At 61.9% G+C, this 17419-nt stretch carries 13 protein-coding genes and 1 pseudogene; 10 read left to right on the top strand and 4 right to left on the bottom strand.

From position 1 onward, the window contains the following. The first annotated feature begins 128 nt into the window (after positions 1-128). From VLA65_RS14885 to VLA65_RS14865, 5 genes and pseudogenes are all read left to right on the top strand, one after another. Positions 129-1274, top strand: coding sequence for a tartrate dehydrogenase (locus tag VLA65_RS14885; protein ID WP_332602957.1), 1146 nt, complete (start codon positions 129-131; stop codon positions 1272-1274). Positions 1275-1368: 94 nt separating this feature from the next. Next, complete coding sequence (dctA, locus tag VLA65_RS14880) at positions 1369-2775, top strand: C4-dicarboxylate transporter DctA (protein ID WP_332602956.1); 1407 nt, start codon at positions 1369-1371, stop codon at positions 2773-2775. 1 nt (position 2776) lies between these two features. Next, complete coding sequence (locus VLA65_RS14875) at positions 2777-3919, top strand: glycerate kinase (protein ID WP_332602955.1); 1143 nt, start codon at positions 2777-2779, stop codon at positions 3917-3919. Between the two features lie 80 nt (positions 3920-3999). Then, entirely contained in the window at positions 4000-5091 is a 1092-nt protein-coding gene (locus tag VLA65_RS14870) for a type I restriction endonuclease (protein WP_307053944.1), read from the top strand. 94 nt (positions 5092-5185) lie between these two features. Then, positions 5186-5290 (top strand): annotated as a pseudogene (locus VLA65_RS14865) (type II toxin-antitoxin system Phd/YefM family antitoxin); the annotation flags it as partial. Positions 5291-5579: 289 nt separating this feature from the next. Here the strand turns inward: VLA65_RS14865 and VLA65_RS14860 are convergent. The 4 genes from VLA65_RS14860 to VLA65_RS14845 all read right to left on the bottom strand — a co-directional run bounded on the left by VLA65_RS14860 (position 5580) and on the right by VLA65_RS14845 (position 9811). After that, on the bottom strand, positions 5580-6449 hold the full coding sequence (locus VLA65_RS14860) for an ABC transporter permease (protein WP_332602954.1): 870 nt from the start codon (positions 6447-6449) through the stop codon (positions 5580-5582). A gap of 331 nt (positions 6450-6780) precedes the next feature. Beyond that, positions 6781-7509 (bottom strand): ABC transporter ATP-binding protein, encoded by a 729-nt coding sequence (locus VLA65_RS14855; RefSeq protein WP_284991933.1) that lies wholly within the window; start codon positions 7507-7509, stop codon positions 6781-6783. Next, entirely contained in the window at positions 7440-8939 is a 1500-nt protein-coding gene (locus VLA65_RS14850) for a hypothetical protein (RefSeq protein WP_332602953.1), read from the bottom strand. The genes VLA65_RS14855 and VLA65_RS14850 overlap by 70 nt, the downstream gene beginning before the upstream one ends. 695 nt (positions 8940-9634) lie before the next feature. Beyond that, positions 9635-9811 carry a hypothetical protein gene (locus VLA65_RS14845; protein WP_306961992.1) on the bottom strand — a complete coding sequence of 59 codons (177 nt, stop codon included), beginning with the start codon at positions 9809-9811 and terminating at the stop codon, positions 9635-9637. A 1273-nt stretch (positions 9812-11084) separates the two neighbouring features. Between VLA65_RS14845 and VLA65_RS14840 the strand changes: the two genes are divergently transcribed. From VLA65_RS14840 to allB, 5 genes are all read left to right on the top strand, one after another. Beyond that, complete coding sequence (locus VLA65_RS14840; protein WP_284752973.1) at positions 11085-11888, top strand: hydroxypyruvate isomerase family protein; 804 nt, start codon at positions 11085-11087, stop codon at positions 11886-11888. A 122-nt stretch (positions 11889-12010) separates the two neighbouring features. Beyond that, a complete protein-coding gene (locus tag VLA65_RS14835; protein WP_284991930.1) occupies positions 12011-12889 on the top strand; it encodes a 2-hydroxy-3-oxopropionate reductase in 879 nt (292 codons plus the stop codon). Between the two features lie 132 nt (positions 12890-13021). Next, positions 13022-14800: a glyoxylate carboligase gene (gcl, locus tag VLA65_RS14830; protein WP_307055490.1), complete on the top strand. Its 1779-nt coding sequence runs from the start codon at positions 13022-13024 to the stop codon at positions 14798-14800. A gap of 22 nt (positions 14801-14822) precedes the next feature. Further along, entirely contained in the window at positions 14823-16061 is a 1239-nt protein-coding gene (locus VLA65_RS14825) for a glycerate kinase (RefSeq protein ID WP_332602952.1), read from the top strand. Then, entirely contained in the window at positions 16054-17415 is a 1362-nt protein-coding gene (gene allB / locus VLA65_RS14820; protein ID WP_306962000.1) for an allantoinase AllB, read from the top strand. Before VLA65_RS14825 ends, allB begins: the two co-directional genes overlap by 8 nt. Positions 17416-17419 lie beyond the last annotated feature (4 nt).

The following is a 17419-nucleotide window of genomic DNA, read 5'->3' as shown; positions in this document are numbered from 1 at the left end:
CAAAGAAAAGATAGGCGCTACCTATCAGCCGTATCGAAACTAAGTCTTGGACGCCACCTACCCGCCGCCCGTCTACTTGAAGAGGAAGGCAGTGTGACTCTGCTAACAAACTCAACGAGGAGGTAGGCATGAGCGCCACCCAGAAATTCAGCATCGCATCAATCCCCGCAGACGGCGTCGGAAAGGAAGTTGTCTCCGCAGGCCGCCGCGTCCTGGACGCCCTGGCCGCAAACTCCAACGGCAAGTTCGCCTTTGAATGGACCGAATTCCCGTGGGGCTGCGGCTACTACGAGAAGACCGGCCAGATGATGGACCCCAAGGGCCTGGACGCCCTCAAGGACTTCGACGCCATCTACTTCGGAGCCGTCGGCTGGGAAAACGTCCCGGACCACATCAGCCTCTGGGGCCTACGCCTGAACATCACCCAGAACTTCGACCAGTGGGCCAACATCCGCCCGGTCAAGTTCCTCCCCGGCATCGAGTCCCCGCTCCGCAAGGCTGACAACACCGAGCTCGACTGGATCGTTGTCCGCGAAAACAGCGAAGGCGAATACGCCGGACTTGGCGGACGCAACCTGAGCGGTCGCGGCCCGGGCAACGAAGTTGCGCTGCAAACCGCGCTGTTCACGGAGAAGGGCTGCGAGCGCATCATGCGTTTCGCGTTCGATCTCGCACGGACCCGCACGGTCAAGAAGGTCTCGTCCGTCACCAAGTCGAACGCCCAGCAGTACGGCATGGTCCTCTGGGACGAAACCTTCAACCGCGTCGCCCTCGACTACCCTGACGTCCGGACCGAGAGCGTCCTGGTTGACGCCATGAGCGCCAAGTTCATCCTCCACCCGGAGGAATTGTCGGTGGTGGTCGCGTCCAACCTGAACGCCGACATCCTCTCGGACCTCGGCTCGGCACTCGCCGGCAGCCTTGGCCTCGCCGCGAGCGCCAACCTGAACCCGGAGCGCCGCTTCCCGTCGATGTTTGAGCCGGTCCACGGTTCCGCACCGGACATCGCAGGCAAGGGCATCAGCAACCCCATCGGGGCCATCGCCAGCGCCGCGTTGATGCTGGACCACTTCGGCCTGCGCGAAGAAGCGCGCCTGGTCGAGGCGGCCATCGAACAGACCACAGCCGCCGGATTCTTGACGCGCGACGTCGGCGGCGAAGCCACCACGGACGACGTCACCGAAGCGATCATCAAGGCCGCGGAGGTCCCTCCCCAACACTCGCGAGCTCGCGTTGGGACCCTCGGGACGCCGCTTAGCGCCAGCCTTCGATGAGTGACGTACGACGGCGGCTGGCCGGCCGCCGTCGTACGTCCCGCGGAGGTCCCTCCAACTTTCTCCACAGACATTCCACAATGAGGTAGGAATCATGGAACACATCAACAAAGCCGGCGCAGCTCCGGCACCCAAGACCCGGCGCGTCAAAACAGCGTGGTACCGGCAACTGTATTTCTGGGTTCTGACCGCCATTCTCATTGGCGTCCTGCTCGGCTGGCTCGCGCCGACCGCGGGCATCGCCATGGAACCGATCGGGACCACGTTCGTCAATGCGATGAGGATGCTCATTGGCCCGATCGTCTTCCTGACAATCGTCGGCGGGATCGCGAGCGTAGCGGACCTGAAGAAGGTCGGGATGACAGGCCTGAAGGCCCTCACCTACTTCCAGCTCGGCACCATTTGTGCGCTCGTGTTCGGCCTTGTCGCGATCAACATCTTCCGGCTGGGCGAGGGCGTCAACGCCGCGGCCGGCACCATCAAGACCACTGATGCCGCCGCGAAACTCATCGACGCCGGTGCGCACCAGGAATGGTGGCAGTTCCTGACCAACATCATCCCCACAAGCATCGTCCAGCCCTTCATTGCGGGCGATATCCTCCAGATCATCTTCATCGCGGTTGTCTTCGGCATCGCGTTGAACGCGATGGGCAAGCTTGGCGCGCCCGTGCTCGACGGCGTGCAGCGGCTCACCGGTGTGATGTTCAAGATCCTGGGCTTCATCATGAAGGCCGCGCCGCTGGGTGCATTCGGCGCCATGGCCTTCGCGGTCGGCAAGTACGGCGTGTCCTCCCTGACCAGCATGGGCGGACTGATCGCACTCTTCTATGTCACTTCGATCCTCTTTGTCGTGGTGGTCCTCGGCTCCGTCATGGCCTTCCTGAGGCTCAACATTTTCACGATGATCAGGCACTTCAAAGAGGAATACCTGATCATTCTGGGCACCTCGACCGCCGAACCTGCACTGCCGGGCCTGATCCGCAAACTCGAGCACGCAGGGGTTAAGAAGGAGACCGTGGGGCTTGTTGTCCCTACCGGCTACAGCTTCAACCTCGACGGCGCCGCGATCTACCTTTCCCTGGCCGCCGTATATATCGCCCAGGCCACCAACACGCACCTGAGCATCGGCCAGCAGTTGGGCCTCATCGCCGTCATGCTGCTTACGTCCAAGGGTGCTGCGGGCGTCGCGGGCGGCGGTTTCATCGCCCTCACCGCAACGTTGGCCACCATCGGTACCATCCCGGCCGCGGGCATCATGCTCATCTTCGGCATCGACAAGTTCATGTCCGAATGCCGTGCCCTCGTAAACTTCACCGGCAACGCTGTCGCGACGCTGTTCATCGCCTGGTGGGACCGCACCCTCGACGCCGACCGTGTCCGCCGCGTCTTCGCGGGCGAACTTGTGGAGCCGATTCAGGTGGCTGAAGTTCCCGCGCCCGCTGCCGCCGTCGAGCCTTTTCAGCCCGCCGACCGCCGTCCCGCCTACTCGGAATCCATCTGACATGAGCAACCCAACTGCCCCGATGGGCGTCCTCATCGCGCCCGACAAGTTCAAAGGCAGCCTCACCGCCGGCGAGGTGGCGGACGCCCTGGCAACAGGGCTCCGTTCCGCCGGAGCGGTGCAGTGTGAGCTGCTGCCGCTGGCGGACGGAGGTGACGGCAGCGTGGATGCCGCCGTCGCCTCCGGGTTCGCCCGCCACGCTTTGGTGGTCCCGGGGCCGACCGGACAACCCGTCAAGGCGAGCATCGCGTTCGACGGCGTCACTGCTGTTGTGGAGGTGGCGAACACGTGCGGTTTGGGACTGTTGCCGGACGGGCGGCTCTTGCCGCTTGATGCGTCGAGCCGAGGCTTTGGCGAGTCTGTTCTCTTTGCCCTTTCGTTGAGGCCGGCGCGGATCGTGCTGGCGCTGGGCGGAAGCGCGAGCACCGACGGAGGAATGGGCATGCTCACGGCCCTGGGCTTCCGCTTCCTCGATGCTTCCGGCCATTCTTTGGAGGGCAACGGGCAGAACCTTGGCCGTGTGCATTCTGTGGATGCGCCTCCTGGGCTGATTGGTGTGGAGCTGATTGTCGCGAGCGATGTGCATAACCCGCTCTGCGGGCCGGACGGTGCGCCGGCGGTTTTCGGTCCGCAGAAGGGCGGATCGCTTGCGGATGTTGCAGCGCTCGACGCCGGTCTGACGCACTTTGTCTCCGTGCTCACTTCGGGCGGGTTTGAGAATGCGGCTTCCCTTGCCGAGCATCCCGGCGCCGGAAGCGCCGGCGGGATCGGCTTTGCGTGCCTGTTGCTTGGCGCTTCCCAAGTATCCGGGGCGGACTACTTCCTGGACCTCCTGGACTTCGACACCCGCAAGGACGGCTGCGACGTCGTCATCACGGGCGAGGGCAGCATCGACGAGCAGACCCTCGCCGGAAAGCTGCCGGCCGCCGTCGCGCGCCGCTCGGGCACCCGGCCGATCATCGCCGTCGCGGGCCGCTCGTTGCTGCCGCGGGAGCGGTGGCCCGAGATGTCGCTCTCGCGTGTCTACACGCTGACGGACTACACGGATCTGGACTCGTCGAAGGATCCTGGGCTTTCGGTGGAACTGCTGCGGCGGATCGGGCGGGAGATTGGGGAGGGGCTTGGGCGCTTAGGTGGCATGTAAACAGACACGCCCGACTTCCGTGATCTCTTGCTGCCGCGGGTCTACGGTTGGCTCAATGTCGGATTGGTCAAGGGGGACACATGGAATTCGCAGAACGGCTCTCGGCGCTTGCCGCAAAGGTGCGTCAGCAGCGCGAGGCTATTCAGACCGAGGAAGCAACGAAGAACGCATTCGTCATGCCGTTCATCTCAACGATCCTCGGCTACGACGTTTTCAACCCTCTTGAGGTCGTGCCGGAGTTCACAGCGGATGTGGGAATCAAGAAAGGCGAGAAGATCGACTACGCCATCGTGAAGGATGGCGAGATTCAGATCCTCATCGAGTGCAAGAAGTCCATTGGACCGGTAAGGATCGAACACGCTTCCCAACTATTCCGCTACTTTGCAGTCACAAATGCGCGGATTGCCATACTCACCAATGGCGAGGTGTATCAGTTCTTCACTGATCTCGATGCTCCGAACCGTATGGACGAAAAGCCGTTCTTGGTGCTGGATCTCAATGACATCGATGATTCGCTCCTGCCTGAACTCCAGAAACTCTCAAAAGATGTCTTCGATCTTGACTCGATCATCAACGCAGCTGGCGAACTGAAATACATCGGCGAGCTAAAACGGACACTGGCCGCCCAGTTCCGCGAGCCTGAAGACGAGTGGGTCAAGTTCTTGACCACACGGGTGTACACCGGCCCATATACGCAGCGTGTGCGCGAGCAGTTCACTTCGCTCGTCAAAAAGGCATCGAAGCAGTTTCTCAACGATCAGGCCAATGAACGTCTTAAGAAAGCCCTCGGCTCTCAGACCTTTACGCAGATCGACGATTCGGCAATTCTTCCGAAGGTGACGAGTGAGCCGGTGGTTGAATCCGACCTCGCCGAGGCCGATGGTATTGAGACCACACTCGAAGAAATCGAGGGCTACCAGATTGTCCGGGCGATCGTATGCAGCGACGTAAAGCCCTCAAGGGTCTTCCAACGCGATGCCAAGTCGTACTTCGCCGTACTTCTGGATGACAATAACCGCAGGCCGATAGCACGCCTGCATTTCAACCGAACACAGAAGTACATCGGACTCTTCGACGAACACAAAGAGGAGCGGCGTGTTCCCATCGACTCCCTTGAAGACATCTACGAACACGCTGACGCTCTTCGCGCCAGTGTGAAGGGCTACCTGTAGCAGCTGTCGGCTGGGTGGCGGCGCCGACTTGAATGGACACGTTTACAACGAGGTTTGCTGTCGAACCCCGCATCAGCGATGACACACTTGGTGCGTGGGAACTGTGACGGTGCGCGAGCTAAGGAACCATGGCGACGAAGTGCTTGAGCGGGTCGCTCGTGGCGAAACGCTGATCGTTACCCGCGAAGGCCACGAGGTGGCTGAGCTCCAGCCCGTACACCGACGCGGCCGCCAAACAGAACGACTGATCGCCAGCCGCCGGCACCTGCCGCGCGTGGACAGTGAGATATTCCGGGCAGATCTGGACGAGATCCTGGCTTCGAGTTCGGTGTCCTTATGGTCAAGGACAGGAACTCCGTGCTTCGTCTGGTTCAAGACCGGCAAATACGTCGCGGACACTTCGCGCCAAACCGAAGTATTCGGACCGCCCCCGACGGCGGAAAACGCGGTCGGGGGCGGTTTGCTCGGAGTCTGGGGCACTAGGGGATCTACAGGTCCCTCAGCGAGGAATCCGCGTCGAGCCGGGCGAGTCTTGCGACGTGGCCGAGGGCTCCAAGGCACAAGAACAAAGGAACGCAGAGGAGTGCTCCGAGCACGAGCAGCCAGTTGGGCATGGCCCATGCGGTCACCGGCAGGAGGTCGAGCTGCAGTCCGTTGAAGACCGCCGTTCCTATGACGGAGCAAAGAGTTCCCAGGAGCGCCCCCGTCACGCCAATGATGAGGCCCACTGCAGCCAACTCGACCATGTAAACCCCTGCTATCGAGGCCCCCGACCAGCCGATGGCTTTAAGGAGACCCACTTCGCGGGCCCGCTGCTTGATCCAACTGCCGCCAACGGACACCCCGACGCCGAGGCAAAAGATGATCAGGAAGCCACCGATCACCCAGCTGACAAGGGCAAGAAGAGCGAAGAGGCCTGACAGGGACCGGATTTGGCCCGCTACGCTGTTCACGGAGTACCCGAGGGCTCGGACTTGGTTTTGCACGTTGACCACTTCATCCGCTGAGTCAACGCGCACATATGCGCGAGGATAGGCGAGCGCTTTGGCATTCGGCCGGGCATTGGCGAGTGTTGACTGAAGTACCTTGCTGGATACGTATGCGGCCTGCGAGCCATCTGTGCCCGGCGACGAGTTGTCATAGATACCTGAGACGCGGAGCGATATGGAACCGGGTTCGCCTTTGCCGGGGCCGATTTCCTTCGTGTACACGAAGCCCATTTCCTTGCCGAGCAGCTCGGTGTATTTCTGGCCCTGACCCTTGTCGGGGAGCAAGATCTGGCCTTCCCCAGGGCCGTCTTCGGAGACGTCGCCGAGCAGTATTTTCGGGGTGATGCCGCTGATGAATGGCGTACCCATGAACGCGCCTGGGTTGTTCGGTGACGGCCAGTTCGCTGGGTCCTCTATGGCGAGGTCAATTTGTGCCCAGCCGAAGGATCCCACCACATGATCGATTTGGTCGAACCGGGACAACGAGTCGTCAGTGATCTCGCGAGCTGAGTCTGGACCGACTGAAGTCACCTCCACATAATTCAGTGCGGAGTTGGTGCTGATCTTGTTTGAGTATGAACTTATGCCTGCCCCAACGATGCTGTCGGCGAATATGAATACCGCGATGCCAAGACTCATCAGGACCGCGAGTGGCCTCAATTTCGAGAGAGAAAGCCGCACCGACCTCGCAGCAAAGGCTCTATTTCTGTTCAAGGAGCAACTCCTTCATCGGAAGCTGACGGTGGGCCACATGCTGGAAGACTTCGTCATGGGAAGCGACGAGGACACCGCACCCGCCGTCGGCGCCCCTTCGCATGGCGTCCAGGATGGCTTCAGTGTTTGGCGCGTCAAGACCCGAACTTGGTTCGTCCGCTAGTAGCAGCGATGGTTCGTTGATCAGTGCGCGGCAAAACGCGACTCTTTGTTGCTGGCCGCCGGAAAGCCTCTTCGCTTGCCGGTCAGCGACCGCCGCAAGACCGAAGCGTTCCAACTGCTCCGTAATCGTTGCGCGTGTCATGGGCTTGCTGCTGGCAAGGAGAACATTTTCCAGCGCCGTAAGTTCGGGAAGAAGGTTGCTGCTCTGAAACACCATTCCAATTTCGCTCGAGCGGACACGACTAGCCGTCCGGGACGATGCATCGGTTCTGTCGTTACCGTTGATCCACACTTTGCCGGCATCGGGGGTCGATAGAAGTCCGGAGATATTCAGGATGGTTGACTTCCCCGAACCCGATTCACCTCGCAGCCAGACGATTTCACCTGCCTGGACGTTCAGGCTGACTCCAGAAAGGACCAACTGTCGGGTCCCGCGTTCATCTGAAAAAGACTTGGTGATGTTCTCAAGACGAAGTACCGAAGTCACTTGTTCTCCCCGAAATCGTAGGCACCCGGGACCGCGATCATGGCAGCTGAAATCGAGAGGCTGCATGGTGACGCTTTGTCTGGTTCCATCCGATACAGAGACGGGAATTCTTTACAGCCTTTCAGAATCCGCAGTTCCTCGGCCGCCTTGTCGAAGTCGTTTGATCCAAGTCCGGACCGACTTGCATTCGTCATGGCGGTCAACGCCCGAAAGTAGTTCAGGCCCTTTCCTCTGGATGAACCGATGAGCTGCGGGAGAGCGGACTGGACGGCCGGAAACATTGATCTCACTTCTTCGCTGTTTGAGAAGTACATGGAGTTGGAGAGCGCCATTAGCGCTCCGGAAAGTAGATGTTCAACCCCGGGGTCTGCGTCGAACGTCTCCAGTCGCGCCAACCGGGCATTAGGCTCAAGCTGCACCAGAACATCCACCAGGCCGATGTACCCGCTGAGATTTGCGAATGTCACGGCAGCCGGAAGCGCTGCCCTTCCCTGCTCGATGATCGAACCGTAGCTCCCCCAGGATGAAGATCCGGAGCGCTTAAGCGCCACAAGCGCCTTGAGTTGGGTGATCAGATCGGTTCCAGGTGCCTTCAACACCCGTTCCAATTCGTCTCTGGTTCTTTCGCTCGTGACCTCTGGAAAGTTAGTGTCGAGGAGTCTTGCGGCAAGATACGTCCCGTGGACCGAGCCTTTGGCGAGAGTCGATGAACGGATAAGTCCCGTCGTCTGGTCAACCCTGGGTGCGATACGGTCCTTGACAAGTCGTTGCGCCTCGGTCTGAGCGTTCAGCAATTCCAGGGAACGCAGCATTGAGGCGATCAGCGCGTCATCATGCACCTGGTTTGAATCCAGAAGCCTAACGATATGTTCTCTAGCGTCATTTGGAACGACCAGATCCTTTCCAAGAGTTGCTCTCACTTCAAGAGCGGCTTGAAAGTCAAGGGTTGACTCATAGTCGCCAGGGAGCTTCCTGGAATCCACGTTCTTCAATGCTCGTTCCAATTGACTGGGTTTCGCCTTTTGCAGAGCCGAATAGGAATCGAAGAGACGCCACAGAAGATAGGGCTTCTCCGCGATCGAGTTGACGTCAATTGCGCCAAGCCGTACGAGCGCTTCTCCCCCAAAGGACTTTGCAGCAATCGCGGACCAGCCTTGCATCCTACCGATATCGATCCAAAACCACAGCGCGGCGATTTCCGCGCCTACATCCTGTTGCGTCGGAGTCATCGAGGCACTGGCCAATTTCTCCTGTAATTCGGCAGGCACAGCCGCGCCGGCAGTCCTAATCAGCTTAAGCGCCGACCATAGCGTCGGCAGGTCGACTGTGGACTGCTCGCTGAGCGCTTCACGGACAGTCCTGTTGGCGCTGTCCGCGGCCAGCAGGTAGGTCCCAAGGTCCTCGGAGTACACTGCCGTAGTGTACAGATCTCCACGCTCTTGGCCCTCCCCCTCGGGCATCCTTATGAGGCCGTTGGTTCCCTCGAGCTTCTTCAAGTCCCCTTGTATGGCAGACACATCGTTAGCGGGTGCGGAGAGATCGGCACTGCAGGCAGGCAGGAAAAGCATAGCCACGATTAGCACCGAAAACAGTTTGGCGTTTCGTATGTTCTGCAACTTTTGACGGCATATACCTAGGCTTCTTTTCATTTCTGCAGTGCCGATCTCTTAGTCATACGCGCGCGGAGGCAGTGCGCAAATTGCCGTAATAGTAAGCGGTGGCCGCCACATCCGCACCCAAGTAGAACGCTCCCCAACCCATGCAGACTGTGCCACTCAGATATGATCCACGAGCACCGTTACTGTTGGTCCACTGAAGTGTCGCCGGATTACTGGTTCCGGATCCCGATACATTGACACCCTTGATGCTGATGGACCCAACACCGTACTGATAGAACGATGTCGTATTGCGAATCCAATTGGGTGATACGTTCATCACAGCCGACGAGGAAAAACTCCCACAACCGCCATTTGATACCGGCTGAATCCACATATTTGCCGTGATCGGCTGCCCGTTATCGAAATACGCCGTGCCCGATGCGCTAGTGGCCTGCGCTCCCGACGCGACCCCAATTGCCATGAGCGCTGTCAGCGCACCTACCGAAACTACCTTCCTTGCATTCCTAACCATTTTCATTCGATTCCCCATTCTCAATTACCGGTCGGCCTTTGAATTCCGACCGCGTTTCTGGTCAGACATGAATATCGAACATGTTCTCCACCCCGAGCCGATCGCACGGAACGGGACCGGGGTCGCGGTACACGAGTCCTTTGCTCAAGTACGGAGGTGCCCGCTCTCGGCCCCAGATCAGGCGCTCCACGAACAGGACCACCACCGACCCCAGCGCGAGAACGAATAGCCTTCCCATGGCCGGCACCTAGAGACTACTGACGGATTTGTTTTCGGAGGCCTCAGCATCGACGACGAGAGACATGGTTCCAAGACAGATCGCGCCGATTGTCCAAAGCCATATCGGAATCGACCCGGGGAAGCCAACGGTCGCCGCTCCCGTGAAAACGCCACTACCCATCCCGCTGATCGCGAACAGACCAGCATCGCGCTTCGGACTTCGCCTTGTCGTGAGCACTAGGACCAGGGCAACCGCGCCAATAGCTATGGAGGTCCAGGCAAGAGGCGGTGTCTTCGGTTCGTGAAGGAGCCCGACAATAGTGCTGCCAGCGACACACGTGAGCACGAGCGCAGTGGCCGTTCTGCGGATAGCTGATGAAAAGATCATTTTCGGAACCTTTCTGGGGGAGTTAGCTACGACCGCTGGGGCGACAGGGATAACTAGGGTTCGCATGCGCGTTCGCTTTGTTTGTACGCATCGAAAGCGTCTTTTCGGGCCCAGACGGCAACAAGGGCTCCATGGCATAAGAATTCGATGCAAACCGCGGGGACGATAACCCAGCTCGACACGCCTGCTCTGGCGAGTGCACCGAATATCACAACGGTGAGCACCGCACTTGCTAGGTTGAACCAGCGTCGGCCCGGAGTTGCGTCCATAGCCGTCAGGAGTTCGTCTAGGTAATAGAGCATTTCGATCCATTCCGAAGACCGCCGCCACCGGTAATAACCCCTTGCGCAGGGGCACACCGCAGCTCTGATCGCAGGGGGCCCAGGATGCTCGCAAGCGGGCCACGGGCGGGTGTTGCCGATGGGACGTCCCGAGCAATCAAGATGCGATTTTCCACGAATCCCCCAATCCATCTGTGGTTCCGATTTGAAATCGAAACCCATACGGGAAGGCTAAGGGCGAAAAAGCCGTCTCAGTGTAGAAAAGAGGAAACTCAGTGCTGGGAGACCCAAATTTCAGTGTGGAATCGGGCAATCTCCGTGTGGTCGGTGGCGCTTCTCCGTGTAAATCGAGGCTGAACACGTAGAGAGATGTCCGCATCGGGCGGCGAGGCCAGAGTGGACTTCGCATCCACCCCCCTCCCAGCCCACCCAACCCCGCCACCTGGTATCCCAAACCCCCTCCCCGCAAGACACCCCCTTGACTCCCACCCCCTCCTTCCCTAAACTTTTCATAAAGCAGAATCTAAATTCCACAAAGCGGAAATCGACAAAGGCGAACTAGCCCAAGAGAACAAGCCAAGTGGAAGATAGATCCCAAGCCCTCCCCCGGAAGGACACCTACGATGACGTACACAGTGAACTGCTCCATCCTCCTGACGGAGCTGCCCCTGCTCGAGCGCCCCGCAGCCGCGAAGGCTGCCGGCTTTGACGCCGTCGAATTCTGGTGGCCCTTTGAGACTTCCGTCCCGTCAGACGCCCAGGTCACCGAGTTCGAGAACGCCATCAAGGACGCTGGCGTTCAGCTCACCGGCCTGAACTTCAACGCCGGCAACATGCCCGGCGGTGACCGCGGCCTGGTTTCCTGGCCCGCCCGCTCCTCCGAATTCCTGGACAACATCGACGTCGTCGCAGGCATCGGCGAGCGTCTGGGCTGCAAGGCATTCAACGCGCTCTACGGCAACCGCGTGGACGGCGAATCGGCCGAGAAGCAGGACGCCATCGGCGCCGAGAACCTGGCCAGTGCCGCGGAAGGCGTCGCACGCATCGGCGGCACCGTCCTCCTTGAACCGGTCAGCGGCGCCCCCAAGTACCCGCTTCTCAAGGCCGCCGACGCCCTCAAGGTGATCGCCCGCGTCAAGGAAGAATCCGGCGCCACGAACGTCAAGCTCCTCGCCGACTTCTACCACCTGGCAGTCAACGGGGACGACGTCGCAGCCGTCATCGAAAACCATGCCAAGGACTTCGGCCACATCCAGATCGCCGACAACCCCGGCCGCGGGGCTCCCGGAACCGGCGAGCTTCCCCTCGGCGAATGGATCGCCCGCAGCCGCGAACTCGGCTACGAAGGCTACATCGGCCTCGAATACAAGGAACCGCAGGAAACGGCCTTCAGCTGGGCCATCCGCCAGCGCGCCACCTCCCACTAGCGAACCCCACAGCCCAACTGAGTAGCAGTTGATGTCGTTTAGAGCCCTCAAAACGACATCAACTGCGAGCTAGTTGGGTCCAGCACACTTGAGCTAAAACAAAGACTTCAGTAAGGAAAATCATGAGCAACGTTGCAGTTATCGGACTCGGAATCATGGGCCTCCCCATGGCCATCAACCTGGTCAAGGCCGGCCACTCCGTCACCGGTTTCAACCGTAGCCAGGACAAGATCGACAAGCTCGTCTCCGAAGGCGGCAAGGGTGCCACGAGCATCGCCGACGCCGTCAAGGACGCCGACGTCGTCATCACCATGGTGCCGGACTCCCCCGACGTCGAAGGTGTCGTCAGCGGCCCGGACGGCGTCTTCGCCAACGCGAAGAAGGGCACCCTCTGGATCGACGCAAGCAGCATCCGCCCGGACGTCGCGGCCCGCCTCTCGGCAGACGCCGTCGCCGCCGGCATCCGCCCGCTCGACGCCCCGGTTTCCGGTGGCGAACAGGGTGCCATCGACGCCGTCCTCTCCATCATGGTCGGCGGCGACGCAGACGACTTCGAAGCAGCACTGGATGTCCTCAACGCCGTCGGCAAGACCATCGTCCACGTCGGCCCCTCCGGCTCCGGCCAGACCGTCAAGGCAGCCAACCAGCTGATCGTGGCCGTCAACATCGAGGTCCTCGGCGAGGCTATCGCCTTCCTTGAGGCCTACGGCGTGGACACGGACGCAGCCCTCAAGGTCCTCGGCGGCGGCTTGGCCGGCTCCAAGGTCCTCGACCAGAAGGGCCAGAAGATGCTCGACCGCAACTTCGACCCCGGCTTCCGCCTGGCCCTCCACCACAAGGACCTCGGCATCGTCACCTCCGCAGCCCGCGAAGCCAACGTCGCAATCCCGCTCGGCGCCGTCGTCGCACAGCTCGTCGCCGCCACTGTCAACCAGGGCGACGGCGGACTCGACCACTCCGGCCTCTTCAAGCAGGTCCTCCAGCTCAGCGGCCGCAAGTAAGCCGCCCGCCCCAAAGGGCGGAAACAAGCGAAAACCAGCAGCCGGCGTCGGGCATTTCCGACGCCGGCTCCCCCAGACACACCCAAAAATCCGCCCGAAGCGGGCAAAAACAGACTTTTCAAGGAGCACACCATGACGAAGATGCGCACTGTAGACGCAGCCGTCGCCATCTTGGCAAAGGAAGGCGCCATCGAGGCGTTCGGCCTGCCAGGCGCGGCAATCAACCCCTTCTATTCCGCGATGCGGGCACACGGCGGCATCCGCCACACCCTGGCCCGCCACGTTGAAGGCGCCAGCCACATGGCTGACGGCTACTCCCGTGCGGCGGACGGAAACATCGGTATCTGCATCGGCACCTCGGGCCCTGCAGGAACGGACATGATCACCGGCCTGTACGCAGCCTGGGCAGATTCCATCCCCATGCTCTGCATCACCGGCCAGGCCCCCGTTGCCAAGCTGCACAAGGAAGACTTCCAGGCCGTGGACATCGAGTCCATCGCCAAGCCTGTCACCAAGATGGCCATGACCATCCTGGAACCGGGCCAGGTTCCGGGCGCCTTCCAGAAGGCTTTCCAGTTGATGCGCTCAGGCCGTCCGGGCCCGGTCCTGCTGGACCTGCCGTTCGACGTGCAGATGGCCGAGATCGAGTTCGACATCGACGCCTACGAGCCCATCGTCGTCGAAAAGCCGAAGGCCAGCCGCAAGCAGCTGGAAAAGGCGCTGGACATGCTCACCGCGGCTGAGCGCCCGCTGATCGTCGCCGGTGGCGGCATCATTAACGCCGGTGCCTCCGCGCAGCTGGTTGAACTGGCCGAACTGCTGAACGTTCCGGTCATCCCCACCCTCATGGGCTGGGGCACCATCCCGGACGACCACGTGCTGATGGCCGGCATGGTGGGCCTGCAGACCTCGCACCGCTACGGCAACGAGACCATGCTGGCCTCGGACTTCGTGATCGGCATCGGCAACCGCTGGGCCAACCGCCACACCGGCGGCCTGGACACGTACACCGCGGGCCGCAAGTTCGTGCACATCGACATCGAGCCCACGCAGATCGGCCGCGTGTTCTCGCCGGACTTCGGTATCGCGTCCGACGCCGGTGCGGCGCTGGACGGGCTGATCGAGCTGGCACGCGAGCGCCAGGCAGCGAAGTCCCTGCCGGACTACTCCGCTTGGGTCGCCGAGTGCACCGCCCGCAAGGGATCGCTGCAGCGCAAGACCCACTTCGAGAACGTGCCGATCAAGCCGCAGCGCGTGTACGAAGAGATGAACAAGGCGTTCGGCAAGGACACCACGTATGTGTCCACCATCGGCCTTTCGCAGATCGCCGGTGCGCAGCTGCTGCACGTGTTCGGCCCGCGCAAGTGGATCAACGCCGGCCAGGCAGGCCCCCTGGGCTGGACCGCCCCGGCCGCCCTCGGCGTCGTTCGCGGCAAGCCGGACGAGACCGTTGTTGCCCTGTCCGGTGACTACGACTTCCAGTTCATGATCGAAGAGCTGGCCGTGGGCGCACAGTTCAACCTGCCGTACATCCACGTGGTGGTGAACAACTCGTACCTGGGCCTGATCCGCCAATCGCAGCGCGGCTTCAACATGGAACAGAACGTGTCCCTGGCGTTCGAGAACATCAACTCCCCGGAAACCAACGGCTACGGCGTGGACCACGTCAAGGTCGCCGAAGGCCTGGGCTGCAAGGCCATCCGCGTGGAAAACCCGTCCGACCTGCCTGCCGCCTTCGACAAGGCCAAGGCGCTCATGGGCGAGTTCAAGGTTCCCGTGGTGGTTGAAGTGATCCTTGAAAAGGTCACCAACATCTCCATGGGCGTTGAAATCAACGGTGTGAACGAGTTCGAAGATCTGGCCGAGCGCGGGGCGGACGCCCCCACTTCGATCATCTCGATGCTGGACTAGTAAGTACTGAAGGAGGTACGGAATGCGTGTGGTCATAGCCCCGGACAAGTTCAAGGGATCGCTGTCAGCTCCCGAGGTCGCCAGCCGCTTGAGCGCCGGATTGCGGGCAGGTTTTGCCGCTGGCAGCGCAGCGGCGAGTTTGCCAGCCGAGGGCTTTGAAACCACGCTCATTCCAGTGGCCGACGGCGGCGAGGGGACTCTCGACGCCGCCGTCGGCTCCGGCTTCACCCGCCGCAGCACGACGGTCACCGGACCCACGGGCCAGCCGATCACGGCCGAGTTCGCCGTCCGCGGCGAGGAAGCCGTCATTGAAATGGCTGCGGCCTCCGGGCTTGCGGTGCTGCCGGGCTTCGGCGACGGCAGCGCCCCGTCTACCGAAACGGCCAAGAGCTCCACAAGCCTGGGCACGGGCGAACTCATCCGCGCCGCCCTGGACCTCGGCTGCCGGCACATCATCCTCGGCGTCGGCGGGAGTGCCAACACCGACGGCGGCGCCGGCGTCCTGCAAGGCCTCGGCGCCGTCCTACTCGACGCCGAAGGGAACGAACTCCCCGGCGGCGGCGCGGCCCTGGCCCGCCTGGACCGGATCGACTTCTCGAACCTCGACGTCCGCTTGGAGGTCACCGAGTTCGTCCTGGCGTCCGACGTCGACAATCCCCTTTTGGGCCGCACCGGCGCCGCCGCGATCTTCGGACCGCAGAAGGGCGCGACGCCGGACGACGTCGCCTCGCTCGACGCGGCTCTGGCCCACTTCGTCCAGGTCCTCGCCAACGAGATCGGCTCCGAAGCCCAGGACGCCGCACAGGCTCCGGGCGCTGGTGCGGCAGGCGGCGTCGGCTACATCGCCATCGCGGCGCTGGGCGCGGCACGCAGGCCGGGCATCGACGTCGTGCTCGAATTCACTGAACTCGAGCAGCGGTTGGCCGGCGCGGACCTGGTGATCACCGGCGAAGGCAGCCTTGACGAACAAAGCCTGCTCGGCAAAACGCCGATGGGCGTGGCGCGGGCGGCGGCGCGTTCGGGGATCCCCGTGATTGCCGTCTGCGGCCGCAGTACGCTGAGCCCGGAACAACTTTCGGAGTCCGGTTTCGAGTCGGTCCACGCATTGACCGAGCTCGAATCCAATGTAGAGAAATGTATAGCTGAAGCAGGGCCGCTGCTTGAAGAATTGGGTAAGCACATCGGCGTGCGCCTCTCTGAAAAAGCGGTATCCACCCAAGACGCAGCGCGAACCGAGACCAAGGAGCAACTCCATGTCTGAAGAAACCACCACGGCACACGGCCCGTTTGACCTGGTCATCCGCGGCCAGCGCATCCTCACCACCGCCGGTATCACCGCTCGCGAAGTCGGCGTCCGCAACGGCGTGATCGTCGCTATCGAGCCTTTGGGCAACGGCCTGCAGGGCACCGAAATCATCGAGCTCGGCGACGACGAAACCCTCATCCCCGGCCTCGTTGACACCCACGTTCACGTCAACGAGCCCGGCCGCACCGAATGGGAAGGCTTCGCCTCCGCCACGCGCGCTGCGGCAGCCGGCGGCGTCACCACCATCATCGACATGCCGCTGAACTCCATCCCGCCCACCACCAACGTGGAAGGCCTCAAGCTCAAGCGCGAAGTTGCCGAGGACCAGGCCTTCGTGGACGTCGGATTCTGGGGCGGCGCCATTCCGGGCAACAAGAAGGACCTCCGCCCGTTGCACGACGAGGGCGTCTTCGGCTTCAAGTGCTTCCTCCTCCACTCGGGCGTGGACGAGTTCCCGCATCTCGACGCGGACGAGATGGAAGAGGACATGGCCGAGCTCAAGTCCTTCGACTCCCTCATGATCGTCCACGCCGAAGACTCCCACGCGATCGACCACGCACCCCACCCCGGCGGCGCACACTACTCCACGTTCCTTGCTTCCCGCCCCCGCGGCGCCGAGAACAAGGCGATCGCGGAGGTCATCGAAAGGGCCCGCTGGACCGGTGCACGTGCGCACATACTGCACCTCTCGTCGTCGGACGCCCTCCCGATGATCGCTTCGGCAAAGCGCGACGGCGTGCACCTCACCGTTGAGACCTGCCCGCACTACCTCACCCTCATGGCCGAGGAAATCCCCGACGGCGCCACCGCGTACAAGTGCTGCCCGCCCATCCGCGAGGCCTCCAACCGCGAGCTGCTCTGGCAGGGCCTACAGGACGGCACCATCGACTGCATCGTCTCGGACCACTCGCCCTCGACGCTTGACCTGAAGGACCTGGAAAACGGCGACTTCGCCGTGGCCTGGGGCGGGGTCTCCTCGTTGCAGCTGGGGCTCTCTCTGATCTGGACCGAAGCCCGGCACCGCGGCATCACCCTGGAGCAGGTGGTTTCCTGGATGTCCGAGAAGCCTGCCGCCTTGGCCCGCCTGCACAATAAAGGCCAGCTGGCGCTCGGGTACGACGCTGATTTCTCCATCTTCGCGCCCGATGACGCGTTCGTCGTCGACGTCAAGAAGCTCAAGCACAAGAACCCGATCACGCCGTACGACGGCAAGGCGCTCTCCGGCGTCGTACGCAAAACGTACCTGCGCGGCAGCGAGATCGACGGCCGGACGCCCAGCGGCAAGCTGATTCGCCGCGGCGGCGTGTAAGGCC

The organism is Arthrobacter sp. S2(2024), assembly GCF_036662515.1.
GTDB lineage: Bacteria > Actinomycetota > Actinomycetes > Actinomycetales > Micrococcaceae > Arthrobacter.
Note: the sequence above shows the minus strand (reverse complement) of the source record. Positions and strands in the feature narration are given on the sequence as shown.